Source organism: Clostridioides sp. ES-S-0048-02, assembly GCF_020658495.1.
Taxonomy (GTDB): domain Bacteria; phylum Bacillota; class Clostridia; order Peptostreptococcales; family Peptostreptococcaceae; genus Clostridioides.
Map to the genome: position 1 here is coordinate 1 of NZ_JACVWH010000018.1, position 25,659 is coordinate 25,659.

The 25,659-nt window shown below is 27.5% G+C and carries 38 protein-coding genes and 1 pseudogene; 4 read left to right on the forward strand and 35 right to left on the reverse strand.

All coding sequences use genetic code 11. The annotated features are described in order from the left end of the window. From IC173_RS16660 to IC173_RS16750, 19 genes and pseudogenes are all read right to left on the reverse strand, one after another. Window positions 1-343, reverse strand: a pseudogene (locus IC173_RS16660) (phage tail tape measure protein); the annotation flags it as partial. Between the two features lie 12 nt (window positions 344-355). Next, a complete protein-coding gene (locus IC173_RS16665; protein ID WP_227855885.1) occupies window positions 356-2,095 on the reverse strand; it encodes a hypothetical protein in 1,740 nt (579 codons plus the stop codon). Further along, entirely contained in the window at window positions 2,096-2,545 is a 450-nt protein-coding gene (locus IC173_RS16670; RefSeq protein ID WP_227855886.1) for a DUF6838 family protein, read from the reverse strand. It abuts the gene before it with no gap. Between the two features lie 8 nt (window positions 2,546-2,553). Further along, complete coding sequence (locus IC173_RS16675) at window positions 2,554-2,910, reverse strand: HK97 gp10 family phage protein (protein WP_227855887.1); 357 nt, start codon at window positions 2,908-2,910, stop codon at window positions 2,554-2,556. Continuing rightward, window positions 2,910-3,257 (reverse strand): hypothetical protein, encoded by a 348-nt coding sequence (locus IC173_RS16680; RefSeq protein WP_227855888.1) that lies wholly within the window; start codon window positions 3,255-3,257, stop codon window positions 2,910-2,912. Before IC173_RS16680 ends, IC173_RS16675 begins: the two co-directional genes overlap by 1 nt. Before the next feature lie 11 nt (window positions 3,258-3,268). Further along, a complete protein-coding gene (locus IC173_RS16685; RefSeq protein WP_227855889.1) occupies window positions 3,269-3,649 on the reverse strand; it encodes a phage head-tail connector protein in 381 nt (126 codons plus the stop codon). Further along, a complete protein-coding gene (locus IC173_RS16690; RefSeq protein WP_227855890.1) occupies window positions 3,633-3,914 on the reverse strand; it encodes a Rho termination factor N-terminal domain-containing protein in 282 nt (93 codons plus the stop codon). Before IC173_RS16690 ends, IC173_RS16685 begins: the two co-directional genes overlap by 17 nt. Before the next feature lie 11 nt (window positions 3,915-3,925). After that, entirely contained in the window at window positions 3,926-4,849 is a 924-nt protein-coding gene (locus tag IC173_RS16695; RefSeq protein ID WP_227855891.1) for a hypothetical protein, read from the reverse strand. A 22-nt stretch (window positions 4,850-4,871) separates the two neighbouring features. After that, a complete protein-coding gene (locus tag IC173_RS16700) occupies window positions 4,872-5,474 on the reverse strand; it encodes a DUF4355 domain-containing protein (protein WP_227855892.1) in 603 nt (200 codons plus the stop codon). 58 nt (window positions 5,475-5,532) lie between these two features. Then, the gene (locus IC173_RS16705) at window positions 5,533-6,288 is read right to left on the reverse strand and encodes a minor capsid protein (RefSeq protein WP_227855893.1); all 756 of its coding nucleotides are present in this window, start codon (window positions 6,286-6,288) and stop codon (window positions 5,533-5,535) included. Then, window positions 6,266-7,543, reverse strand: coding sequence for a phage portal protein (locus tag IC173_RS16710; RefSeq protein ID WP_227855894.1), 1,278 nt, complete (start codon window positions 7,541-7,543; stop codon window positions 6,266-6,268). The genes IC173_RS16705 and IC173_RS16710 overlap by 23 nt, the downstream gene beginning before the upstream one ends. Window positions 7,544-7,565: 22 nt before the next feature. Further along, window positions 7,566-9,305 (reverse strand): hypothetical protein, encoded by a 1,740-nt coding sequence (locus tag IC173_RS16715; RefSeq protein WP_227855895.1) that lies wholly within the window; start codon window positions 9,303-9,305, stop codon window positions 7,566-7,568. A gap of 307 nt (window positions 9,306-9,612) precedes the next feature. Next, a complete protein-coding gene (locus tag IC173_RS16720; protein WP_227483675.1) occupies window positions 9,613-10,170 on the reverse strand; it encodes a recombinase family protein in 558 nt (185 codons plus the stop codon). Between the two features lie 221 nt (window positions 10,171-10,391). Further along, entirely contained in the window at window positions 10,392-10,844 is a 453-nt protein-coding gene (locus IC173_RS16725) for a helix-turn-helix domain-containing protein (protein WP_227437234.1), read from the reverse strand. 202 nt (window positions 10,845-11,046) lie between these two features. Next, on the reverse strand, window positions 11,047-11,691 hold the full coding sequence (locus IC173_RS16730) for a tyrosine-type recombinase/integrase (protein WP_227855896.1): 645 nt from the start codon (window positions 11,689-11,691) through the stop codon (window positions 11,047-11,049). 3 nt (window positions 11,692-11,694) lie between these two features. After that, a complete protein-coding gene (locus tag IC173_RS16735) occupies window positions 11,695-12,237 on the reverse strand; it encodes a hypothetical protein (RefSeq protein WP_227855897.1) in 543 nt (180 codons plus the stop codon). Between the two features lie 178 nt (window positions 12,238-12,415). Then, window positions 12,416-12,928 (reverse strand): Bro-N domain-containing protein, encoded by a 513-nt coding sequence (locus IC173_RS16740; RefSeq protein WP_227855898.1) that lies wholly within the window; start codon window positions 12,926-12,928, stop codon window positions 12,416-12,418. Between the two features lie 251 nt (window positions 12,929-13,179). Continuing rightward, window positions 13,180-13,368 carry a hypothetical protein gene (locus IC173_RS16745; protein ID WP_227845852.1) on the reverse strand — a complete coding sequence of 63 codons (189 nt, stop codon included), beginning with the start codon at window positions 13,366-13,368 and terminating at the stop codon, window positions 13,180-13,182. A gap of 201 nt (window positions 13,369-13,569) precedes the next feature. Continuing rightward, window positions 13,570-14,706, reverse strand: a complete 1,137-nt coding sequence (locus tag IC173_RS16750; RefSeq protein WP_227855899.1) for a Fic family protein — start codon at window positions 14,704-14,706, stop codon at window positions 13,570-13,572. A gap of 214 nt (window positions 14,707-14,920) precedes the next feature. Between IC173_RS16750 and IC173_RS16755 the strand changes: the two genes are divergently transcribed. Further along, the gene (locus IC173_RS16755) at window positions 14,921-15,652 is read left to right on the forward strand and encodes a hypothetical protein (protein ID WP_227855900.1); all 732 of its coding nucleotides are present in this window, start codon (window positions 14,921-14,923) and stop codon (window positions 15,650-15,652) included. Between the two features lie 300 nt (window positions 15,653-15,952). Here the strand turns inward: IC173_RS16755 and IC173_RS16760 are convergent, their stop codons facing one another. From IC173_RS16760 to IC173_RS16825, 14 genes are all read right to left on the reverse strand, one after another. Next, window positions 15,953-16,393, reverse strand: coding sequence for an RNA polymerase subunit sigma (locus IC173_RS16760; protein ID WP_227831813.1), 441 nt, complete (start codon window positions 16,391-16,393; stop codon window positions 15,953-15,955). 107 nt (window positions 16,394-16,500) lie between these two features. After that, window positions 16,501-16,740 (reverse strand): hypothetical protein, encoded by a 240-nt coding sequence (locus tag IC173_RS16765; protein ID WP_227855901.1) that lies wholly within the window; start codon window positions 16,738-16,740, stop codon window positions 16,501-16,503. A 10-nt stretch (window positions 16,741-16,750) separates the two neighbouring features. After that, window positions 16,751-16,897: a hypothetical protein gene (locus IC173_RS16770; protein WP_227855902.1), complete on the reverse strand. Its 147-nt coding sequence runs from the start codon at window positions 16,895-16,897 to the stop codon at window positions 16,751-16,753. Window positions 16,898-16,926: 29 nt separating this feature from the next. Beyond that, window positions 16,927-17,475 carry a sigma-70 family RNA polymerase sigma factor gene (locus IC173_RS16775; protein WP_227855903.1) on the reverse strand — a complete coding sequence of 183 codons (549 nt, stop codon included), beginning with the start codon at window positions 17,473-17,475 and terminating at the stop codon, window positions 16,927-16,929. 16 nt (window positions 17,476-17,491) lie between these two features. Next, a complete protein-coding gene (locus tag IC173_RS16780; protein WP_227845859.1) occupies window positions 17,492-17,869 on the reverse strand; it encodes a single-stranded DNA-binding protein in 378 nt (125 codons plus the stop codon). Next, the gene (locus IC173_RS16785; protein WP_227825439.1) at window positions 17,866-18,051 is read right to left on the reverse strand and encodes a hypothetical protein; all 186 of its coding nucleotides are present in this window, start codon (window positions 18,049-18,051) and stop codon (window positions 17,866-17,868) included. Before IC173_RS16785 ends, IC173_RS16780 begins: the two co-directional genes overlap by 4 nt. A 57-nt stretch (window positions 18,052-18,108) precedes the next feature. Further along, window positions 18,109-18,813 (reverse strand): hypothetical protein, encoded by a 705-nt coding sequence (locus tag IC173_RS16790; protein ID WP_227855904.1) that lies wholly within the window; start codon window positions 18,811-18,813, stop codon window positions 18,109-18,111. Window positions 18,814-18,863: 50 nt separating this feature from the next. After that, window positions 18,864-19,250, reverse strand: coding sequence for a hypothetical protein (locus tag IC173_RS16795; RefSeq protein ID WP_021382783.1), 387 nt, complete (start codon window positions 19,248-19,250; stop codon window positions 18,864-18,866). A gap of 381 nt (window positions 19,251-19,631) precedes the next feature. Beyond that, window positions 19,632-20,963 (reverse strand): DnaB-like helicase N-terminal domain-containing protein, encoded by a 1,332-nt coding sequence (locus IC173_RS16800; protein WP_227855905.1) that lies wholly within the window; start codon window positions 20,961-20,963, stop codon window positions 19,632-19,634. Between the two features lie 12 nt (window positions 20,964-20,975). Continuing rightward, a complete protein-coding gene (locus IC173_RS16805; RefSeq protein ID WP_227845756.1) occupies window positions 20,976-21,173 on the reverse strand; it encodes a hypothetical protein in 198 nt (65 codons plus the stop codon). Between the two features lie 19 nt (window positions 21,174-21,192). Then, the gene (locus IC173_RS16810) at window positions 21,193-21,330 is read right to left on the reverse strand and encodes a hypothetical protein (protein ID WP_227855906.1); all 138 of its coding nucleotides are present in this window, start codon (window positions 21,328-21,330) and stop codon (window positions 21,193-21,195) included. A gap of 20 nt (window positions 21,331-21,350) precedes the next feature. After that, window positions 21,351-22,082 (reverse strand): helix-turn-helix domain-containing protein, encoded by a 732-nt coding sequence (locus tag IC173_RS16815; protein WP_227845757.1) that lies wholly within the window; start codon window positions 22,080-22,082, stop codon window positions 21,351-21,353. A 30-nt stretch (window positions 22,083-22,112) separates the two neighbouring features. After that, window positions 22,113-22,328, reverse strand: a complete 216-nt coding sequence (locus IC173_RS16820) for a hypothetical protein (protein WP_227845758.1) — start codon at window positions 22,326-22,328, stop codon at window positions 22,113-22,115. 35 nt (window positions 22,329-22,363) lie between these two features. Beyond that, the gene (locus IC173_RS16825; protein ID WP_227845759.1) at window positions 22,364-22,525 is read right to left on the reverse strand and encodes a hypothetical protein; all 162 of its coding nucleotides are present in this window, start codon (window positions 22,523-22,525) and stop codon (window positions 22,364-22,366) included. A gap of 170 nt (window positions 22,526-22,695) precedes the next feature. On the opposite strand from IC173_RS16825, the gene IC173_RS16830 reads away from it, so the two are divergent. Continuing rightward, on the forward strand, window positions 22,696-23,064 hold the full coding sequence (locus IC173_RS16830; RefSeq protein WP_227855907.1) for a helix-turn-helix domain-containing protein: 369 nt from the start codon (window positions 22,696-22,698) through the stop codon (window positions 23,062-23,064). 917 nt (window positions 23,065-23,981) lie between these two features. Here the strand turns inward: IC173_RS16830 and IC173_RS16835 are convergent. Further along, window positions 23,982-24,377: a hypothetical protein gene (locus IC173_RS16835; protein WP_227845762.1), complete on the reverse strand. Its 396-nt coding sequence runs from the start codon at window positions 24,375-24,377 to the stop codon at window positions 23,982-23,984. A gap of 237 nt (window positions 24,378-24,614) precedes the next feature. Between IC173_RS16835 and IC173_RS16840 the strand changes: the two genes are divergently transcribed. Next, window positions 24,615-24,926 (forward strand): DUF6442 family protein, encoded by a 312-nt coding sequence (locus IC173_RS16840; RefSeq protein WP_227836450.1) that lies wholly within the window; start codon window positions 24,615-24,617, stop codon window positions 24,924-24,926. A 4-nt stretch (window positions 24,927-24,930) separates the two neighbouring features. Beyond that, on the forward strand, window positions 24,931-25,137 hold the full coding sequence (locus tag IC173_RS16845; RefSeq protein ID WP_227836451.1) for a helix-turn-helix transcriptional regulator: 207 nt from the start codon (window positions 24,931-24,933) through the stop codon (window positions 25,135-25,137). Window positions 25,138-25,289: 152 nt separating this feature from the next. Here IC173_RS16845 and IC173_RS16850 read toward each other — a convergent pair whose 3' ends face one another. Continuing rightward, window positions 25,290-25,658: a hypothetical protein gene (locus IC173_RS16850; RefSeq protein WP_227855908.1), complete on the reverse strand. Its 369-nt coding sequence runs from the start codon at window positions 25,656-25,658 to the stop codon at window positions 25,290-25,292. Between the last annotated feature and the right edge of the window lies 1 nt (window position 25,659).

Genomic DNA, 25,659 nt, shown 5'->3' on the forward strand with positions numbered 1-25,659 from the left:
CATCAAATATTTGTTTAAGGCCATCCATTGTCTGGTCAGCATTTCCTGTTATAAGTCCCATTACAACATTTATAATTCCAGATATAAAAGATATAATTCCGTTTATAATTCCAGAAACAGTTGTTATTATTGCTGTTAATGTATTTAAAAACCATATAAATGCTAAAATTATTCCACCAACAACACCAGCTATTGCTATTCCTATAGCTGGTAATAATTGTTGCCCTATTTGTGATAGGAAAGGCATAAATCCTTGAAACCAAGCTTTAACAGGGGCAAGTGCTTGACCTAAGTTTTGAAATGCTAACTTTATGCCATCAGTAGACTTTTTCATATTGTCCATTGGTTGGCTTACCTAGTCTACTGTATCTCCAACTTGTTTAGCTGGAGTAAAAAAATCAGTAATCGCCTGTTTAACCTTATCAAAACATTCTTTTAAATTATCTAAGTGTGGCTTTAAAGGTTCAAATGCTTTTACTAGATTATCTATATTTGTCTTGATATTTCCTACTAATATATCCTTTAACTCATTAAATTTATCTTTTATTGAAGTTATTGATTCCTTGAATTTATTCTTAAAACTTACTCCAGAATCCTCTAGAACCTTTAGTGCAGGTTTAACATCATTTAATATCTTATTTTGCAGTTCTGTAAATTTAGTTTTTCCAGATTCAACTCCTTGACTTATAGAATCTGTCATAGGTTTAATAAAAGTTTTAAAATCACTAAATGAACCTTTTAAATTTGCCATTGTTTGTTTTAATCCACCTGTATTTGGTGTAGATTTTCCAGCTGCATCTGCTGCTTTACTTCCAGGTATATTCACATTTGTTTTAGTAGATATTTTCGCGGTTGCTTCAATTGGATTTTCTAAGAAGGTTCTTAAATCTCTCCATTTGTCTGTAAGCCATTTCGCTTTATCCTTAAATAAACTATCTACAATATCAGCCACTGCTTCTATTGGAGCAGTTATAAAATCTATGAAACCTTTCCAAATTGATTTTATAATTTTAGTTCCACCATCAAATATTTGCTTAACTCCATCCATCATTTTTTTACTATCGCCTGTGACAATACCTATAATTAAATCAAAAATACCACTTAAAATAGATGCTAGACCATTTAATACATTAGTTATAGTATCTACAACAGCTCTAAATGCCGTTGCCAAAGTAGATAAAATTAAAACTAATTTTGCTATATGAAACCCTATTACACCAATTAAGACAGGCCCTAACACCTTCATTATCACACTACCTAAATTTAATATAGATGCAAATAATGGTCCAAGTGAAGATAATAATTCTTTAAATTTTTCACCTAATTGTTTAAGTGCAGGCATACAAAAACTTACTATAGGTTTTGCGAATTCTACAAATGATTTTACTAATGAATTAACTTTATTTCTAAAGACTTCAGACTTAGCATAAGCAACAGTAAATGCTACTGACAATGCAATTATAGCTGTTATAGTCCATCCTATAGGACCCATTACAGCCAAAAATACTGCACTTAATGGTTTCATCCCAATTACAAAAGCTCTGAAAGCAACTTTTGCTCTTAGTATTATTGGAACGAAGAAACTAAATACTCCTATAGCCTTTGAAACAATTAAAGATACTGCTCCTATAGTTAGTAAAAGTACGCCAAATGCTCCAACTGAAAGTATTACATTAGTGATAACTCTTTTTATTGGTTCACTTAAGTTATTGAACCAAACCGTCATTTTATTATCTTCTCTCATCTTATTAATCCATGCATTGATTTTAGGCAACTCTTGCTCTGTTTCCTCTGGCATACAAAGGTAATTAAACTCACAAGTTTCAAGAAAGTCTAGAGCATCATCTATTAATTCATCTACATCTAATGTGTAAACTAATATTTTATTTGGAGGATATATATTTCCTCTCATTGTCATTTTTATATAGTCTAAATTGTCAGCAGAATAGCCATTTGGAATATCTTCTATTTCCTGTATTTCAATCAATCCTGTATTCTTTATATCTTTTAAAATAAGTGCTACAATACCACCAGAACGTTTAACAAAAGTTTTTCCAGCCTGAATAAAGGATATATTAATTTCTGGTAAACCCATTTAATCACTTCCTATCTTTAAATCTATGTTTTCCATTGTTTCATATGTTTCTTTACTAAAGTAAATCGCTTCAAAATAAGATACAGTAATTAGAAAAGTTAGTTTATACCCTACAGAATCTTTTACAATTGATGGAGATATATTCTCTATAGTTAAACTCCTATCTTTAACTCTAATGCTTCTATTAAATATTTTTTCTAATATACTTTGTATGTCATATAGATTTAATTTATTTTTTCTAGCTCTTTGATAATATTCAATATCTATGAATATCTTCTTTATATCCAAAACTTTATTTCCAATATTATTAGACACAGGTAAAAGTTGCACAAAAAAACAAGCCTCCTCAAAGCCTTGTGTGTTATCTTCATTAATAAAAATATCTATATCTCTAAATTCATTTTCGATTCTTTTATTAACTGCTATTATAATGTCTCTGTTTGTAAGCAATTTAACACCTACCAATCAAATAGATTTGCTTTTGCACTTGTCATATTTTCCTTTGTTTTTTCAATCCCTTTTTCAACCATAAATACACCCGGAACAATTCCACCATTTTTAGTTGCATGGCCATCATTTACTAGTGTGGCATATTCAACTTCATCTTTAACAATATAAGTATCATACTTTGGTTGTTCTTCTTCCCAGCCACTTTTTAACTTTTCAGTCTTTACAGGAGTTTCATCTCTTATATTTTCTGCTAACTCTTTACCTGTTTCATTTGTAAACTTCTTAATTTTTCTATTGAAATTAGATGCATTTAATTTTAAATCTAGTGCTAATGATTCAAAAACTCCTAGATTTTCTATTCCCATTATATCCTCTCCATTTCTGCGATAGGTATTTCCATATGGCTTAAATATACATTAACTTTAGAAGTTTTAAATATAGATTTCTCTCCATAACTATAAGTTACATTTATAGTATCACCTGCTTTTATATCAACTTCTGGCCTACAAAACAACTTTCTATTTACCACTATAGTTCCAATATCACCACTTATAATAGCCTCTTCTTTTCTTGAGACTGAACAAGGGATATTTTCAGCTATAATAACATCATTAAAATCACTAGAGCATGTTTCTTCATTCCATACTTTTAGTTTCCTAATAATAGTCATACTATCAAAATAAGTCATTTCTAGTATATCTGCCTCAGTCATTTTATCTCCTCCTAATACATACCAACAATACAAAATGGGCTTAGAAATTTTTTATCAACATCAGTTAGAAAAGATGATGAACTTATATTAGTTTCGATATTTTGTAATGTTGGAGTATTATATTCTATTTTTGTGTCACCTCTAGTTATAGCTTTTACCCCTTTGTCTATATTATCAAGGCCACTATTTTTCTTAAGTTCTTCAAATCTTGAAGATAATATAGATATTACTTTTTCTTCCACAAATCCTTCTAATGCAATACTTAGTTCAACTCTACCACAGTACTCCAAAACCATTTCACTTATCTTATTCATATAAAGAGTTATTAACTTATCATATTTATCATCTTCTAAACCAAAAATCAATTTAATATTATCAAACATTGTATTCATTTAATATCTGAATTAATTCTTCCTTAGATTTAGTTGAATATCCTTTTATATTCTTGCCTTTAGCAATTTCCATAAGTTCTGGTTTAGATAGATTAAACAAATTATTAGAGATTGATTTAACTTTTTCGGTTTTTCCCTCTTTTTTCTCAATATTCTCTTTAGTCACTTCTTCTAAATATATTTTAAATCCCTTTGATACTAGATTATTACTTTCATATTCATTATTAGCAAGCCTAATAACATTATCTTTTTTTAATACAAACATTTATTTCACCTCTACTCTTGAGTAGCCTTTGCTTGCTTTACACATGCTCTACGAAGTTTTATTGGTTCATCTAATAACCATAAATCATGATACTTTCTATAATCTATTTTGTAAGCATCAGCTGATTGATTTTGATTTGGAGTAAATATTCTTGGTTTATCTGTCTTAGATATTGCAATTGGAGCAGATGATGGAGTTATTAACCAGTTTATATCTAGTGCTTTTGGTCCTTCTTTAAAACCTCCTGCTGTCTGGCCAGATGTTTTTCCATCCATGAATATATATTCTGTTTTCATTCTTTTTGATGGAACTTTTATTATAGGTACATTATCTATAGATTTTACAATTCTTTTTATATCCCCATCACCAAATTCAATATCATCAAGTTGAGTAGACTGTTCTAATATACTTGCCACTATACTAGACATACTAATAATAAGAGGTATATCACCAGTTGAATCTTGAATTGATGCTATCTGATATTTTAATTCACTTAAAATACTTGCAGCAGAGGCTCCATAAGAATATTTTACACGATCATCAACTTTAGAAACTTCTGAAAATATCTTTGAATATCTATATGCATCTATTTCTGGTATAACATGTTGCTTTTGAAATAATCCCATTACAGAAGAGGCGTTTACAACGAAATTTGTTTCATTTACATCCATCGAATCAAGCATAAACTCTCTACTTCTATCCATTTCCATTCTTCTAGTCTCATATTCAAGTGTTATTGCTCCTGGAGCGTATCCTTTAGATCTATCATAATCCTCTAAACCATCCATAGACACTTTAGGAATCTTTACTTCTCTACCTCCATCATATATAACTTGACCAGAGTTTCTTTCCATCCATCCAGTAGTTGAACCTACCACTATTTGTGAATCCAATTCTTGTTGAAAAAGCGTTACATATTGTAATACATTAGCCATTTATAAAATCATCCTCTCTTTTTTAGAAACTATTCAAACCTTGTTTTATCTGCTTTCTAACTTCTGATAGTTCATTATCTCCTTCTTTTCCAGGTGGTGTATATGAGCCATCTTTAATTCTTTCATCTACTCCAGACTGGATATATTGCTTCATTGAGTTTTCAAATATTTCTATATTTGCATTTGTTTTTTCATCATCATCAGATAGTAGATATTCAATTAAGTTTGTAGGTATTTTCTTTTCAACTAAAATATCCTTATATTTAGAAATCATTTCTGTGTGTCTTTTTTCTTTTTCTAATCTATCCAATTTTTCATTTAGTTCCCTTATAGCTTTTTGTTCCTCTGTTTCATTTGTAGAAGTTCTTTTTAGAACTTCAGCATTTATAAGTGTTTGCATATCATTTTTCTTGAAATGCTCTAACTTTTCACTATAATATTTACTGTTTTCTTTATCCATAAAAGACTTAAAGTTTGAATCACTTAAAATTAAGGATTTAAATTCATCTATTGTGGGACTTTTGGGTTCTTTTGACTTAAACAAGTCTAAATTTTCTAATAAAGAATCTATCTCTGATTCGTCTTCTATATTTTGTAATAGTTCTATCATTTCTCTTTTTTGCATATTTTTCTCCTTTTTATAAATTTGGATATAGTAAATACACATATCAAATCAATATGTGTTAGATAACAGGTATATATTCACATCTACAAAAACAATGTTGTGGTAGTGATGGTCTTGGTTCATTTACATAGAAGGTTAATCCATTATAAATACTACAATCATTACATGTATGAGAATCTAAATCAGCACAATACATTACTTTTATAATACCTTGTGTTTTGAAAAAATACTCATTTACTTCACTTTGGCACCTAGATACTTCATATTCTACTAATCGCCTTGTCTGACTTGCTCCAGTTGAATACTTATCTCTTATTGCTTTTTCTATCTTATTTACAGAAGTTTTTCCATTTAGAAAACTCTTTATTTCTTTTTTTAAAGACTCTTCTATACCTTTTTTATTCTTCCAAAGTCTGTCACTCCAATGTTTTCCATCAACCTTATTATTCACTATCTTATTTATAACTTTATTGTTCATATCTTTTATTTTCAGTATTACTCCTAATAAAATTATCAAATTTGAATATTTCTTCTTAGATAAATCAGATAAAATAGTTTCTATACCCTTGACTTCATCATCATAATTGTTAGAATACTCATTTATAATTTTATTAAGTTTTGACCTTAGATTTTTCTTATCTTTATTATTAATGTTTAAATATTCATTGATAATATCATGTGTTAGCAATATCTTTGCTATCTCTAATAGAAGTTTATCTCTGTTTTCTCTTTGATACTTATAAAATTGTTTTGTCCTATTTTCAGCAGATTTATATATATCTTCAGTCAACTTAGTTATAATCTTTTGATTCATCTAATAAAATCTCTCCCTCTGAAACTATTTCCTGTTCTTTTTTAGCCTTTTCCATTTCTGCATGAGGATTATCAATGAAACTTAGTTGAGATAATCCGGTTTCAGTAGATAATTTATCTCCAAGTTGACTTAATATATTTGCTACAACTAAATCATCACGTGGTATCTTAGGGGTAAATTTAGCCTTAATATCTTTATAATCATAGTCAAAACCATATTTTTTATTAAGCCAAATGCACAATAATTTGTACCTATTAAATAAAGTATCTGCAATACTATCATTATTTTGACTACAAATCCATTCAGTACTTATTAATCTTGCTATAACTGCTAGGCTTGATGTATTACTTTGCATTTTCTCATTATGATTTATATGGGATGTAATTTCATACATATTTTCTTTTATTGAAGATAATGTATTTTGAACAAATGTATCATTCATATCTTTAATAAGCCACTCTATTTTACCTTCTCCATTAACTTGAAGTATTCCAAGTTCCTTCATTCTTGGTAAATCCTCTTCTTTAATATTGCAGCCAGAAAAAGTTAGATATGCATTTCTGAAATCACTAATTTCATTACTTATATCACTTAAATTAGTTTCATAAGCATCCTGTAACCCTTTTATATCATTAAATATTGTATTTTTTCCTAGTTCTTCACTTCTTTTGCAAATTGATATTGGAACATTACCATCAAATATATTGTTTACTGTGGGTTTTTCTATCTCTTTAAAGTTTGAATCAAAATGATAGATGTATTCTTTATCATATATATCTATATAAATATCATCTTTAAAATCTTTTTTAAATTCTCTAAAGAAATAGATAATCTCTCCATCTTCATTTTCATAATGACAGCCATCTGTTGGTTTTATTATTCTTACTTTCATTTCATTATTTTTTACATAGTAAAGTTCATAACAAAATCCAAATAGTAGTGTGTATCTTAATAAATCTGAATCATGCTTTTTACTCCAATGGCAAGTATAGTATTCTAAATCATTTATAATCTTCTCATCACCCAATCTACTTGTATAGGTAATTTTATTTGCAAGAGAATAAGCGACTTCTTCATTAATAAACTTTTTTAAGAAATTAGTGTTTATCTTATTATTAGACCTCTTGGTAACCATTTTATAGTTACTAATAGCATCTGTTTCACCTTTATAATACTTATACATAGTGTTGTATTCTTGCTTTTTTAAACTCCAATCATCATATATCTCTCTTAATAAATTTAAATCTATTTTCACTTAATGCATCACCTCCATACAATCAAAGACCTAAATTTCTTCTATCTAATAGTGTAATACTTTCATTTACTTTAATATTAAAAATCCTATTTATAAATTCTGCTGATATATCTGGTGCATCATCATGTAGAGAGTACTTTTGTCCTGTAAAATCAAGGATTTGCTGTATAAATTCCTTATTTTCTTCTGCAAAAATCATTTGACCTTTATTTAAAACAGGTATTAAAGTAGAGATTTTATCATCTTTATTTTTCTTTTGGTGATCATTAATGATTTCTATATCTCTGTAGTAAAGAATATCATCATTTTTTATTTTAAGTTCTAATTGATTAGCATCTGCACCATTAAATGTATTTTTTTCTATATAAACATGTGTTATATCTGGATACACTTTTAATAAATAAATCATATGGTCTATATATTTATCAAAATCAGTTCTAGCATTTATTTTGGCTAGTTCTGCCAATCTGCCATATAGTAAACCATTTTCTGATTCGCTTCCAACAAGAAAAGCACTATAGTCATGTTTAGACCCACCTGCAGATGCTGGATCACATAATAGCATTGTCTTTTTAAATGTATGAATTTCTATATATTCTCTAGATTCAGTTCTTATTGTTTTAAACCATTTCTCACCTATCGAATTTACATCATTTTGTACCTCTTGTTTAAAAGATGTTGGATTTTCATAATAACTTAAAGCCATGTCTAAACAATCCCAAAAACTTGGCCACAATATAGGAAATTTCATTTCTTTTTCATTATCCCAGTAAAACTCTTTAGCATCTTCAAGATGATTTGTATTTTTAAAATCAAATAATAGTTCTTTGAATTTTAGCCATAATCCAGAGTTAAATAATTCATCTACATTATCAACTAAAACTCCTTTTTCACATTTAAACTTCCATGTTGGTAAATTCTTTAGCCTACTATAGAAACATTCTTTATGTTGCAAAGTTCCTAATGCTATAAAAGTTGTTCCTCTTTTTATAGTTTTACCGTTTCTTATAACTGGTTTTTGTGCAGCATATTTTACATCATCAGAAAATCTTTTAAACTTTTTTTCTCTAGCATCTTCTGTTCTAACATTTTCCTCTGACTGATAGTCATCAAGTATGATAAGATCAGGACGATTATTATTGTATTTTCTTCCTCTCATTGGTGATGAAGATGATATTGCTTCAATAAAGGTTTTATTAGTTAATTCTAGTTGAGTACTATTGCAAATATATTTTCTATCATTATCATTTAAAAGTACTCCAAATGCTTTTTTGATGTACTCATTTTCAAGTAAAGCATTCTTTATATCTTTTACAAATTTTTCTGCTGTAGAACCTATATCTGAACAAATTAATGTGTACATTTTATGTTTATAACAGTGTGACCATACAGTTGTTGCCAAATCTCCAAATGCACTTTTACCTGTACCTCTTTGATAAATTCTTCCTAATTGTTGTGATCCATCTCCAATTATAGATTCTTGTATATCTTCCCATAACTCATGATGAACTTTAGCTATAGGTGCAGCAGCATTATCTTCTTTTGGTAGATAGGTATCTTGCATAAAGTACATACAGAAAAATTCTAAATTTATTTTCCCAAGTTGATAGGCAAGGCCATTAACACCAAAAATATTACTTGCATTTGCTTTTATGATCTCATTTGATTCTTTTTCAGCATCCTTTATAGTTGCTCCATTTCTTATAAAAGTCTTTGCTAGATAACTAAATATTAATTGTATATTTCTTTCTAAATTATCCACTCGTATTTACATCCTTTTATCTCTTCTATTTTCTTTTTAGGTTCAGTTAGCAATATAGTTAATAAAATGAACAATACAATTTTCTCTATAATAAAATCACCCTCTTTGAAATATGTCTCTGGTTTTTAAATTTTACTAGAAAATTTCTAGAACTCATTTTCTATAAAAAATACTTTTTTTGAAATAGAAGTATCCCCCCCCCCTATACTAAAAAACAGTTATTTATAATTATTTCAGACATAATTAAAGGGCATAATTCTATGAATTTGCCCAACTAAAATTAACTTAAGCATATATATTGCTCTTCTTAGTTACTCTCATGGCTCTTTATTAATCTATCTAATGTTGGTCTACTTACTCCCAATTCTTTAGCCAATTGAGTCTTATTAAGTTCTCTAGTCTTATATCTATCATAATAACTACCAAAGTTCTCTATCTTAACTTCTTTACGTCCTTTGTATTTACCCTGTTCTTTAGCTATAGCGATACCTTCTCTTTGTCTTTCTAGCATGTTTGTTCTCTCAAATTCATATATTGCACCAAGCATTGTAAGCATAAGTTTTCCTGTAGGTGTACTTGTATCTAAATTTTCTTTATCACTAATTAACTTTACATGTTTCTTTTCTAAGAGCTCAACTATTTCTAATAAGTCTTTAGTACTTCTAGCAAGTCTACTAAAATCATGTACAATTATTGTATCTCCTTCTCTTACAAAATCTAACATTGCGTTTAGTTGTGATCTCTTAGTATCTTTGGCACTTATTTTCTCCTGATATATTTTTTCTGTATTATGCTTTTTCATTGTAACTAATTGTCTATCTTCATTTTGTTCTGCTGTTGAAACTCTCATATAACCTACTACCATCTTTGATCCCTCCACCTATGTTTACTCTATAAATAATATTATAGCATAAATGTAAAATTAGAGTCAAAGACTTATCCTTCTTTTTGTAAATTAATTACGTTTTTAATTTTATTTTTACATCAAAATAGATATTTTACAATGTAAATTTACACCATGCTTTATTTTTACAATAAATATTTGTAAAATGGTAGTTTTTTAATCAAAATAATGCTTATTAAGAATTATTTTTTTGTTCTTATTCTTATCTTAGCTATGGCTGCTTCTATTTCTGTTTCACCAGTTTCCATACCATTACCATTATCTTCTTGTATAACTGTATTTGTAGGATTACCATAAATACGATTTATAAGATATTGATTGGCTGCTAACATTACTCTCTTATCACTATTATCTTTGGCCAATGCCTTAATATTATTAACATAGGATTCTATATCTTTTAATATTATTGAGTTCCCCTGGCTTGCCAGCTCTTGCTTACGCCTGTCCATTTCTTTCCTAACATGTTCTCTATTCATCCAGTTATAAACAGTTTGTCTACTGATACCAATTAAGTTAGCAGCATCTGTCACGTTAAAGCCTGAAATCAAGAGAGATACTAACTTTGATTCTTCTTGATTTAATTCTTCTAATCTTCTATATCCTGTATTAACTATATCAACATCTTTTTCACTCAAGAAATCACTCCTTTACTCTAATATTTAATATATCTACATTTAGTTTAATATCAAAAAAATGTCCTCTAATAGTGATTTTCAGACTTCTTAATAAATCTATTCTATTCTTTGGAAATTCTATTATTAAAGGCCTTTACACTTTTGTAATGTCCTATTGCTGAAAAACGTAACATATGAAATTTAGATCTAATTTACAACAATTCTAATCTCTTTTTCTTTTCTTTAATTTATTAGTAAATTTAGTTATTGCTTTTACTTCTTCTTCTTTATCAATTCCAATATATCTTCTTGTTACTTCTATTGTCTTATGACCTAATATCTTTCTTATAAGTTCTAAAGCATAAGTCTTATTTTCCTCCTCATCATAAATATGTCTTGCAAATGTCTTTCTTAAAGAGTGTGTCGCAACATTTTCTTTTATTCCTACCTTTTCTGCTGCTCCTTTTATTATTCTTCCTGCTTGTCTTGTTTGTATGGGTCTATTAAATTTCTGTCTCTTATTACTTTTAAATAAGAACTCTTCTCCAGGTCTATCTTGAGTATAATTTTCTATAGCACTTCTTATTACTTCAGATAAGAAAACTTCTCTGTCATAATCTCTTTTTTCCTCTATAACTCTAATCCAATCCTTAGATACTCTTATCTTCTTCCCTTTTTTATCTAACTTTATGTCTGTTACATCTGCAACTTTAAGTGCTAATATATCCCCTATTCTAAGTCCAGTACACATTCCAAATAGAGCTAATAAGTAATTTCTTTCATTCCATTCCTCTAAAAAATTTAAAAGTCTAAATACATCTTCAATATCTTTTATAGGATTAACTTTTTGTCCTTTATGTGCTTCCATTCATTAAAAACACTCCTTATTCCCATAATAATTTTTTCTCTGCCTTTCTTGTACTAACATCTTTAAATCTTCATCTACATCAGCAAAAGAATCTGTAATTATAGAGGTTATATCATTTGTAGTGTATCTTCTCTCTTTTGAATAAGTACTGGTCTTTATTCTAAATCCTAAGTCATTTACAGTTCTAGTTACTTTCACCACATTTTCTAACTGCAAATATAACTTAAACGTAACTAATTCAACATGATCAGATTCATCAATTATACTTTCTTCTAAAACTTTTAAATACAAATCTAACTTATCAATCTTGGAATGATAGTTACTTTTAACCTTCTTTTTTAGTTTCAGGAGTTTTTCTTGTTTTTTCCTTATAAAATCTAAAGAACATTCTCTTCCGTACATACCAGGAGTTTCTTTCATTACATTGTCATAATATTTTAGATTATCTGGTACATATGCTGCACTTAAAATTTCCTCTGTTATATCTCGTTTAATTTCAAACACCTCTTTTAAAAATACTTGTTTTATTGCATAAAAAAATACCATCTATATAGATAGCATTAAATTATCTCTATTAACTCTTTAATTTTCCTATATATCTCTTTATAGTTCATATCTTTATCTATTAACTTAGGCAACTTCATAGATATGACTCTTTCAAGTGCTTGTATATCAAACAATTCACTTTGATTTAATTCATCTCTTTTTACATCTTTTGGTATTCCTAGTTTTTTCTTACAAGTTCAGTGAAATGTTTATAATACATTTGAGGATTATTACTACCTTGGTTAATAGCATAATAAACAAACTCTTGTATTTCATCTGTAAAATCTTTTCTTACTTTTTTACCTTCTGTTCTTATATTTATCCATTCTTGGTCCTTTTCTGTAGCAATGTAATAACCATGTATTCTAATTTGTTTAAGTACTTTAGAAACCCACTTTGTGAATAGTTTTGCCTCTGGTTTATTACTTCTAAATGACATATTATATACTGCTTCTTCTGTAATGAAGATAGTACCAAAGTTTGGCAATTTGCTTTTAAAATTTCTAGTGTCGGAATCTCCGACAGTAGACTCATTAAATTTCTTTTTATATTCTCTATCTATATTTCTTAACGTATCACGAATATTTACTATGCCTAATTCTTCTCCTACATCATTTGCATTAAACCAAACCTCACTACCATCCTTTGACCATATCATTCTTATATTTTTCTCTTGCAAAACTTTCAACATACTACGCCCTCCTAATCTAATGATTGAATTTTTATATAAAAAAAGACCTAGAATATAGATTCCAAGCCATTTTTTATTAAATATATTTTTTCATAATACAATATTATCATGATTAAAAGACATAAATCGTACACAAATCGGTCATAAATCGTACATAAATCGTCTACAAAAAAGACATTATTACATTTAAATCTATATAACTAAATTAAGAGCATACTTTACAATATGCTCTTAGGAAAAATATTTCTTATTTATAGGTTATAATATTTCTCTATGATTTTTATTTTTATCATTTCAAAAATAAAAATTAAGATTACAGTTATTATCATATTTCTTGTATTATTTTCTATAATGTTATAACTAAACAATGCAAAAACAATGATTAATAAAATTACGTTTATAGCGCCAGAAATCAAGAATGCTTTTTTCTTATTATTCATATATTTCCTCCTAGTTATTTGCTAGTTTTATACCATCTCCTACTCTTTCAGTATATACAACGCATAATAAAATGAATTTTGGACAAAATAAAAATCTTTTTTATTTTAAGAGTAAAAAATAAAACCCTCTAAGAAAACTCATTCTTAGAGGGTTTATTATTATATATCCATGTACATTTTCTATTTTTATATACTATCAATTTAACTTATTTCAAGCATTTTTAAGTACTTCTCATTAACTTTATATATGTCCTTTTCTCTTGATAAAAGTTCTATTTCTTCAAGATTATTAAGCACTTCCATCAACTGGTCAACTAATTCAATTTCCTTTATTCCAGCCTTTAAGTATCTACTTTTATTCTTTTTAATATAGTTTTCCAATGTCATAGAATAGTTATCTTTACTACAGATATATTTTAATATATGTTCTTCTGTTGCTGATAGAGTAATATCATTTTCAAATAACTCTTCTTTCAATACACTCTCTAAAGACTTTCTATCATGCATGTCTCTCATTTCATTTATAGACTGTATTATGGACTTTAACATGAACTCTATAAATACAGTTAAATTATATCCCTTATTCTCTACATCTAGTATAGCCTTATAATACTTAGTTCTGTTTTTAGATATCATATATGATATTGAAAACTCCTTGAAAGTATCATATCCTTTATCAATTAAATATAGATAAGATAAGGCTCTTGATGTTCTTCCATTACCATCACTAAAAGGATGAACATATACAAAATAGAAATGAATTATTGCACTCTTTACTAAATCATTTACCTTACTATTTTCCATAAAAGTTATTAATTCATCCATAAAATTATATATTTCCAAAGGATCCAGTCCTGTATGTATAATTTCACCTTTTGAATCACATACATATACTTTTTCAGTTCTATACTCATATTCTTCTGAATCCAAGCAGTTTTCACCCAATATATGATGTAAGTCATATATAAATTTGTGACTATATAACTTATCTAAATTATCTAATCCATATTCTAAGGCTCTATGATTATTGTAAATCATGTACTCACTTTTATTACTTGGTTTCATCTTTCCTCTAATTATAGATTTTGCAATCTTTCTAGTTGAAAAGGCACCTTCAATTACACTAGAATAATAAGACTCTAAGGCTAAATCATTTTTATCTTCTATTATTTTAAATATCTTGCTTGATGTTAATCTATCTATTTCATCTATTGAATTTAATATGTTATAAGTTTCATGATAGTATAGTTCTTTATCATCAAAACTCTTTAAGGAAAGTATAATCTTATTTCCAGTAGAGTATTTATTTTTGTATTCTTCTATTGTCAGTTTAATCACCACCTTAGTTTATCTTTATCTATTAATATTAACAAAAAGTATTAGTTTTTACACCATTTTTGATTGTTTATTTTATAAGTTATAGTTTTATTTCTGTTAATTGCAATCAAGTCCTACTTAATATATAAAATTTTTAAAGATTATATAAAAGTGTCTAAAAATCAATTCATTCTTCGTTATAATTATATATACATTGCCATAAAGGAGGATTAATATGCTAAATAAGAAAAACATAAGTTTAATTATATTGGTAATAGTTTTAAGTTTATTCACTGCTATATTTGTTTTCAATAATAGAAATACAAATGATAAATTAAAAGAAGTTACTAAAAATAATGAAGAAATAGTGCCTAAAAACTTAGAAGATTTAAGTATAGAACAATTAATAGAGATTAGAGACAAGGCCATTGATAAAAATTTAGAAGGTCTTAGAGAATTTGGAGAAGATTCAGTAAAACAGCGTAAAGATTCAATTTTAAATTTTGAATTTGGATTAGTTGCTTTTGTTAACAAGAATTATAGTAACTTAACAGAAAAAGAGAAATTAATAAGACAAATTAATATTGTTAACTATGAAAACTCTATAAATGATATAATGGATCCTTCAGGTTCATTCTTTGAATTAGCAAATCAAAGTTATGAAGTTAATGAATTCATATTAAAGAACGGGAAAAATTATAAAGAATGGTCATATGAAGGTCTAGGTTTTCTAATTGATCATTTAGAAGAATTGTGCAAATTTGTTGATTTTGATGTAAAAGATGTAATAGATATTATTGATCCTACAATAAAAACAGATCTTTCAGAGGAACAAAAGAAATCCTTGAACGATAAATTAAAGAAAATGTCTTCAAGTAATACTTTAAGTGAAGAAATTAAAAAGGAGATAAAAAACTGGGAAAACAATTTGAATAGTTTAAATATGAATAAAAATAATTCTAATTAATTTACTCGACTTTGATTCCAATCTCTTTTATACTCTAGTACATATAAGATGTATTTCTTTACTTCTTCTAGTAATCTTAAGACTATTTACACAATATAGTCACTATAAATAGCTTCTTCCATTTAATTTATAAACATTAAAATGCTCAAGATTTACAAAAGTATCTTATTTACATAAATCTTGAGCATTTTTCTTATCCTTCAACTGATATAAAATCATAACTAGCAATAATAAATTTTTATATTATTTTTAATTATCTATATTATAAATTTTATTTTTACTAATTATAAATAATGTATTTCAAAGTAATCCTTTTATCTTATCTATAATCTCTATTCTCATCTGTTTACACTTACTTGTTGAAAATCCAATCATTCTACCGACATATTCCCAAGATGTCCTATTATTTGAAAAATACTTATATTGGACTATTTTCTTTTCTTCTTCACTTAATATCTTCATTGCATTATCTATTTTTTCAACTAATAATTCCTTATGTCTTTTCTCTTTTTCTTTTAATAGTACTTTCCTTTCTTTCTCTTCAACTTCTATCTCAACTACACTTTTAGTGTTATATGTTCTACTTGATTTCTCTTTAATTTCAATACTACTGCATCCTCTATAGTCATTTTTTATTATTTCTATATCGATACCTATTTTCTCTATTTCTGCTTTTGCTTTTTTATAACTATATAATTTGCCCTCTGTACTACTGAACAAAGTATCTTTTTTATTGGCCAATGTTACTTCACACTCCCATTTATGTTATAATGATTTTGTTATGACAGTTTTAGAGTTTTGACAAACGGGAGCGTGAAGTAAGGCTCCTCTTTTCTTTTTGAATAAGATTACTTTTCCTCTATGTCTGCACCAGCATTTCTTAAAAAATCTTCTACCTTCATTTTTTCAAGTTCCTTATTCCCATTTCTCATACAATGTAAGTGCACCATTGGCTCATACAATCTCATTAATATTCCTATGTCCAATTCCTTTACTTCTTTTTCAAATTCTTTTGTATCTAAAATATCCATCTTTATATTTGATTTTATCAATTCTTCAATTATTAATTTTTTTAATAAATCTAACATTGTTTCTCCTTTAATTTTTCTTACATTCAAAGTCTTGATACATACATCCACAGTCTTTACATTGCCAAACTATTCCAATATTAGTTTCAAGTTTAAATACATTGCCACCACATATTGGGCACTCATTTTCCCTACCACCAACTATTTTAATCTTCATTTTACTTCCAATAAACTTAAATACTTATATTATTTTCCTAGTATATTAATTTCAGCTTTTAATTTTCCAAGTCTCCTGCATATTGCCATTTGGTTAGTCCCAAGCACTTCGCCTATTTCTTTTTGACTATATCCTTTTTCTCTTAAGTACGTTATTTTTTCTATATCTTCTATTTTACTTCTTTTTATACAAGATCTAATAACATGAACATTTTCTATATCTACATTGTCATTACCAGCCAACCTATCTTCTATCCTTATTTCTTCACCATGAGTATTTTTATAGATACATTTTTCAAAACTATCTATATCTGTTCTGTAATGTTTTTTAACATATCTACCTACGAATTTAAATATTTGACCTTTTATACATACAGCTGCAAAAGTGGTAAACTCAATACGTTTTTCACTATCAAAATAATCCGCTGCTTTACATAATCCAATACATCCTTCTGAAAATGTATCATCTTGAAGATATGGATATTTTGAAATAAATACTCTGAAATATCTTCTTATAATAAACCATACGAAATTTATATTTTCTTCAACTAACTTATTTCTCTCCTCTAAACTTCTCATATAATCACCATCCAATTTAAAATGGAATATCTTCATCATCTAGAACTTGAAAACCAATTTCTTTTTCTTCATCCTTTGGCTTATGATCAAGTGCATTAACAATTTTTGTTCTTACTTTTGTGAAAGTTTTTTTCTCTCCATCTTTTTCATATTTCTCTATCCTTATTTGACCTTGAACTGAAACCATTCTTCCTTTCGCTAGATAATTAGCACAAAATTCTGCTGATCCTCCCATAACTTCAATTGGTATAAAATCAACTTCCCTAGTTCCATCTTTTTTTACATAGCCCCTATCAACTGCTAATGCAAAAGTGGCAACTGGAGTGCCATAGCCTGGAATATATCTCAACTCTGGATCTCTTGCTAATCTTCCAACTAAAACCGTATTATTCATATAGCAATGTCTCCTTTCTCATATGTTTCGTTTTCTCTTCTCTCCATCTGCTTTACAACCTCAATTGCATCAACAAAAGCATCTCCCTTTCCAATACTTTCATCTGTATACATGATTGCATTGGCTATTTTATCTGTAAATTCAGCTCTCTCTAAAATACTCATATGACAAATCCTTTTCATCTAATCCCCTCCCTTGTTTACTAAGAGGACTTATAATAAGCCCTCTTAGACTTTCAATTAAGCAATTATATTTACATTTTTAAAATCTTTTAATTCTTCTTGTAAGTACGCTTTAATATTTAATATTGCTTGATTCTTCCATGCTCCACCATCTGCTTCATATAATCCTGCTGCTGGTCCAGTACTCATTCTAAAAATAAATTCACTTTCTGGCTGCTCTATCTCTTGGAAAGTACGATAAGGAATTAACTTTACTCTATTTGGAACTATTGCTTCTGATACACTAGCAACACCTGTTTTTATTGTTACAGATTGAGAAACTCCATCATCTCCAACATTTTTTACTGTAGATTCTTGAATATTACCTGCAATTTTCAAAAGCGTATCTCTATCACTATTTTTTATAAATGCTGATTGTAGCATTATGTTAAAAGTGTCTAAATCTAAAGGTCTATCAAATCTTTTATCTGGAAGTAGCGCAACACACTCAATGTATGTTTCTCTATCTCTATTTTTTCTTAAAGCAGATCTTAAAAGAACTTTTTTTGGAGTTAGAACTTGTATTAATAAAAGCTCATCCTCTTTATAATCTATGCCACTTTTTATATAGTCCACTAGCCCACTTAATGTAGTTATTTCTAAATCATTAGCCCTTGGCTCTTCTATTATTTCTAATCTATCTGTTGTGTAGTTAAATCCATCTACGCATACTGTTTCTCTTTTTCCTAACTTAACTAAATATTCCATTGCATTTTTTATCATTTTTTTATTCTCCTTTTTATTTAAATTTATATTTTATTACTTCTCTTAAATTACTTTGAACTTGCATTTCTAAAATCAATTACGCCAGCACTATTTTCTTCTGTTTCTTCAGTTTCATTACTGTCTGAAACATCCAGAGACAACTGACCAGCTAGTTGATTTTTAAATTCAGATGCCTCAACTCTTCCTGTTTCCAAGTCTTTTCCTATTAAAACTTTAGTTGTCGTTGCTTTTGCCTCTACTATAGTCGCCTTGGATTTTATATCTACTTCTGCAAGATCTCTATCTTCATTTGCTTTAAACACTATCTCTAAACTAATCTTTCTTGTTTTTTTAAAATCTGTATTTGGATCTGCAATATTATCTAAAACTTTTTGTAACTCTGTATTAAACTTTTCTTTCAGAACTCCACCTGCAAATTTTTCTAATGCTATCATAAAATCACTCCTTTATTTATTTGAAATAATATTTTTCTACGAGGAAATTAATTAACAAATTTTAGCAATAATTTAATAACACTTTTGGCAAAATTTTTAATTTTATTTTTCCTCTCTATCATTACCATCTTTTAATAGTTTTTGACAACTTCTTTAAACCTGTGTTTTTTGCGTAATGCAATCACATTCGACAGTTATTGCAATTACTATATTCTTTAAATTTTTTCAATATTGGTTTTCAATACTTTGTCAAATTTTAATTTCAATATTGAAAAATGGTATTTTTTCAATATTGACTTTTTAAATTTTTCAACATTGAATTTTACTCAAATTTATTACTTCATTAAATTTCCTATTTTTTCTCCTTAATTTCTTTTCTTTTTAAAATAAATCTTCTGGAATTTCTGCTTGGACATATTGTTTATCTAAATCATATTTGTAATCTCTATTTAACTCCTCACTGGTTGTGTAAAGTCTTTTTCTTCTTTCTGAAAAATTCATTTTAAAACTTATATTCTGTTTTCCTGTTATTCTATTTTTTAAAATTAATAAATAAGTGTCGTCTGTCTTTTCTTCTTCATCAATAACTCTGTAAGTTGATAAAATATAATCTGCATAATTGACAATCTCACTTGCTCCAGATACATCATACATAGTTGGCTTCATGTCACCCATATTTTTCCTAGGATGTGCAACTAAAATTATTACTAAGTTGTATTTTTTAGCGAGATTTTTTAAGTTGCCTACTATCTGTTCTTGTCTATCATATTTCTCTGCCTTATTGCCAGTTTTTATTGTCATTAGATTATCAAGAACAAAGAGTCTAACCCCTTTTTTTAAATACAAGTGTTCTATGGTGTTTAATAGGTTTACTTCATCGCTTATTGCATCTTCATCATAGAGAAAAAATTTATCTTTTATCCAGTCTGCAATCAAATCAACTGCATAGTTTGGAATATCTGTGTATGCGCCTCCATAAACGCTTTGATATTCTTTTATATGATAATCATTAGCCACAGTTTTTCTAAACCAATCCATAGCCATAAAAGCAGGTAATTCTCCAGAATATAAAAAGGCTTTTTCTTTATTCGCAATTGCTTCTGCTATAAACTGATTAACTATAGTCGATTTTCCAGATGCAGGTTTACCAGTCAGAATTGTAAGAGTTCCATACCTAAATCCATCTAGAGCATTATTTAATTTATTAAAACCTGTATCTATGGACTTGTGTACGCCTTTTTCACGTTTTATTTTTGATGCATCAATGTAATTATCATTTGCGCTACTGCTCGTCGTCACAAGTGTTTTTAAATCGTTTATATCAACAATCAATTCGTTTATACTTGTATCTGAATTTGAATTATTAATTAATTCATTTGCTAACTCTGAAATTTGTCTTTTAAGTAACTTCTCTTTTATGATTTTTATATAGTGATCTATGTTTGAAGTAGTTATGACTATAGTTGTTAAACTGGTAATGTAACTAACTCCTCCAACATCTACTAATTTATCTATTTTTTCTAATTCATTTTTTAAAAGCAAAATATCTAAAGGTTTATTTGAATCAATTATTTTCTTCATGCAAGATAAAATAATTTTATGTGATTCAAAGTAAAAATCATTTTCTTTTAGTTCCCTTATTTTGTATGTTATTGAGTCATTTATAAGAAAACTTCCTAAAATGTTTTGCTCTGCTTCTAAAGAGTAATTCACTTAATCACCCTCCTAATCTATTTCTAACTTATCCATATATTTCTCTATTGTCTGGAGATCCTCAAGCATAATTTCTTTTACCTCTTCTATTTCTTTAATTCTACTTTTAACTTCATGAATAAAGTAAATGTCACCAAAGAGGCTCATTATCATTAAAATAAGCAGAATATCAGATAATTTTCTTTTTACTCTTTTAGTTTTTTCATGCATGCAAACTTCACCTCTAAACCTATATTTTTAAAATGTTACAATTAAGGGCTTCTCTATCTCCTTTAAATGCTACTTGCATTACCTCATTTTGCAAATACCTTGCAATACAGTGCAAGTCTTTTTCAGTAAGTTCTAACTTTTCATCTTTTATAATCAATTCTCCTGTCTATTTAGTTTTTAAAGTTCTTTGAAGCCAGCAAGTGGATTCTTAGCCTTTGTAACCTCTGATACTATACCTTTGCTAACATCTCCATTTCCCCAAGTTAACAAAGCCCTGTAGTGGCTCTTATACCTACTCCCTTTCCCATTAACGATATAGTTTTCTAAACTAACAATTTTATCATGTATGTATTTCTTCCCAAACTTGCTTATAAGTTTGTCATATTCCTCTTTAGTTAGTTTTACTTTTTCTATATCTAAGTCCAAGAATGATAAGTCTAAATAATCAGTTTTAGGTTCTTTTTGTGGAGTGGTATTACTTTTTATATAAGTCTTTTTATTATAAGTCTTTTTACTGTGCACCTCATGCACCACCTGTTGTGCATGAGGTGCACTAGGGTTGTGCATCATATTCACTACCTGTTGTGCATCATATTCACTACCTAACTTAGCTGTTAAAATAAAATATATATTACTCTCTTTTTCATTTGAGTTACTTTTTATTCTATTTTCTTTTTTAATCAGCCTTTTTTCTTCTAAGATTTTTATTACATTCTTAGCTTGTCTTTCACTGCACCCACATTTTAACGAAATTGTCCTGTAACTTGGAAAGCAACAACTATTATCATCAGAATATCTTGCGAGCACTATGTAAATCATTTTTTCATAAATGGTCAAATCTTCTCTATCAATCAAGTCATTTTCTAACCAAAACCACTCTTTTTTTCTTGCATCCTTTAAGAGTTCCAAATTTATCACCCCCTTTCGTGAAGCCCCTTTTTAAGATAATAGTTTAAGCTTATAATCATTAAACATTAGGTCTTCTTTAGTTAGGGTTTTATATGTTATTTCTTCTGTTTCTTTTTCATAATACATGACTAGTATTTCATTCTTTTCTACTTTTGTAATAATACAATCTATGCTGGTATTAAATCTTGTTTCTTGCAGTTGAATTGCTTTGCTTACATGTTCTTTATTAAAATCTGAAATTTTCAAGTTTGTCACTCCTTTTAAATATTCACTGTTAATTGTTATTTCTGATGTATAACATTCTTATTTCCTTTTTTAAAATTACTCAATGTGTATGTACTAGAAATTAAAATTTCTATGCTTCTCCATTTGTTGGGTTCATTTTTCTTTAAATAGTCTATCATCAAAGCTGTTTCTACTTTTTCTTTGTTTGAACAAATCATTTTTCATCCCCCTATGCTTACTTTGTTGTCCGACTTATTTTAATTATAACTACTTTGTCGTTAAAAATCAATATTTTTTTGTTTTTATTATTATTTTGTCGTTATTATTATTATTTCAATGACAAAGTCGTGGTTTTATAGTATAATAATTACAAGGGAGGATTGTAAAAATGGAAGAAGTTTCAAAAGAATTAAAATCTAAAGAAATTGGAAAAAGGTTAAATGAACTAAGAACTCTTGAAAGACTTTCTCAAAGATCTTTTGGAGAAAGAATTTACTTATCACAAGATCAAATTTCTTTGCTAGAAAAAGGAAAAAGAGTTTTGACAGAAAGAAGTATTAATGACATATGTAGAGAATTTGAAGTAAACGAAGAATGGCTAAGAAATGGAAAGGGTGAAATTTATAAAGATTGTCTAGCTGACTTAGAAATTGATGATGATGTGAAAGAAATAACTAACAAGCTTTATGAATTAGAACAAGAAGATAGAGATGCTATCTTAAAAATGATAGAACTCCTACAAAAGAAAAATAAGTAAAAATAAAAGAGGCTTGAACTTTATCAAACCTCTTTTATTTTTATATAAAATGTTTCTATGCAATCTGTCAAAAAGTCATAATCTTTTTAGAGATTTCTTTCACTTGATGTATAGATGTAGCAACTCTTTTCTTATTCTTAATGTAATTCACTTTTGATTCAAATTTTAATTCTCCCATAAAATCGCCCCTCATTTTCAAAATATTCTGATTTATATTTTTGTAATTACCCAACTTCTGAATAATAACAGACTCTCCTCTTCGATTTTTAAGTTTTTTAAAACTAATATAATCTATATTTTTTGCTTTAATATGTCATATCCTAATATGAGTTTAATATTAAAGTAAAGATTGTGATTATTTTAAAAGTATTTTTTATACGTAGTTTTATATATATCATTTCGATATATATATTCTTTATACTACAAGCATAGTACCTATTTTTGCAATAATCAATTTCCAATTTTTACCGTTTATTTAATTTTATTAAATTTACAAATAAAAAACAGAGTAGTTAGAACTACTCTGTTTACCACTTAGTTAATATAAAACCCCAAAATAAATCGGGCATTTTCAATACTTTCAGTCATATAAAATATTAAAAATTGCAGTGAGTCACAAATAGTGTTTTTTGGTATTTTTTAAAAACACGTTGCAACTCAGTATTTACAATCCTTACAACATCCTTTTTCAAAATGTTGCACACTGCATATTATAGCATAATTCATCTAATAAGAATCTCAGTTTGCTAATTAAATTAGATATAGAAAACAACTTTTTTTAAACATTATTAATAATTTTATTTATAAGTTATTTCATAATGTATATATGCATTTTATCTATAGTGTATTTTTAAATTTTAATTGCAAAAACAGAGCAGTTTTAACTACTCTGTTTTCTACTTATAAGATATATGAAATCAACAAAATGATTTTAGTCTACTTATTAGATATTCTTCGCTCTCAATGCTTAAGGCTTTTAGATATATACAATAAGAGTTTTCATTAGTAAAAATTTCGATAATATTATCTTGTTTATTTATACCTACTATATCTTTAAAGTTGATATGATTTTTAGTATTTTTACCTCTAAAAATATATTTATTATCAATCAAAATATCATCATCAGTAATTGAAATATAAAGCTTATTTTTATACTTTATTAAAAATTTATATGTTTGTTCAAGATAAAAACCTGCGAGTAATAAGAATAGAAATGTTGCCTTGAATGCACATATTATCGAAAATATTATTACAAGAATACTTGTAATATAAATTTGTTTGAAATAACCTCTATCGTAATAATTTATTAACATTGAAAACCACTCCTATAATTACCTTATTTATATACCACTTAGTTAATATAAATCCCTAAATTAGAATCTGTATTTTCAACCATTCTAACTATTTTTTTAATGTTGCACATTACATATTATACATTCATTATAGCATATTTTTGCCAAGTTTTCTTTTCAAAATTATTGACAATAAAACTTGGCATGATATAATAAAGATACCAAGTAAACTTTGCATCTAAATAGGAGGTGCTCCGAATGAATAAAGAGGAAATTCTAAATAAAAGTCGCCAATCAAGGAAAGATGAAGGATTAGAGTATGTTGAAAATAAGGGTCGAAAAATAGGCTATATTGCTTTTACATGTGTATTTTGTTTCATTGTAATATTTAACGCCTTTATTGGCCAAAAAAGCTATACAGTAGCAGCCTTATTTTGGACATTTATAGTTGCTGAGAGTATTGCAAAATATCAATTTACACGTAAAAAACAATATATTTTTGTTGCAACCTTCAGTTTAATTGTAACAATTACTTCATTAATTAATTTTGTTTCAGCATCATTGAGGTAAATATATGAATGATGAACTAATTTTAAAAAATCACTTAAAGACAGCAAGAGCAGAGAAAAAGTTATCACAAACTCAATTAGCTGAAATGGTTGGAGTATCAAGAAACACTATAAGTTCAATAGAAACAGGTCAGTTTAATCCGACTGCAAAATTAGCACTTATTTTGTGTATTGCTCTAGACAAAAAATTTGAAGATTTATTCTACTTTTAATGAATTTAAAGTTTTTACAGTATTTTAAAACTCCTATATAATTTAGAAGATAATTATATAGGAGTTTTACGTTGTTCTGTTTTAAGCCATAAAGATTTAAACTTGTGTCTACATTTTTATTAAACTTATTATATAAATTATATATACACTTTTTATTTAACTATCAACAGTGCAAACCTGGCAATGATTGACTTTATGACAATGCAACCAGCAACTACAAAAAGTGCAGTTTTCGGGTCATAGATGATAGGAATATTCCATTTAAATATTTGTGTCATCGTAGTTAGTAATGCGATTGTACCAAAGATGTACCCCATAATTGTGAAGGGGTGAGAAGGTGCGTTGCTAATAAATTTACCGATTGTTGGCATAATCATACAGATTGCAAATCCTATTACGCCCAAAATGATGACGGCTGATCTTGGACCATTAATGAATAATATTTGCTTGCCAGATAGTCCTGCATAAACAATTAAACCAGTTATAAACCACTCTGCTACCAATATTCCAATTCCTTTCATC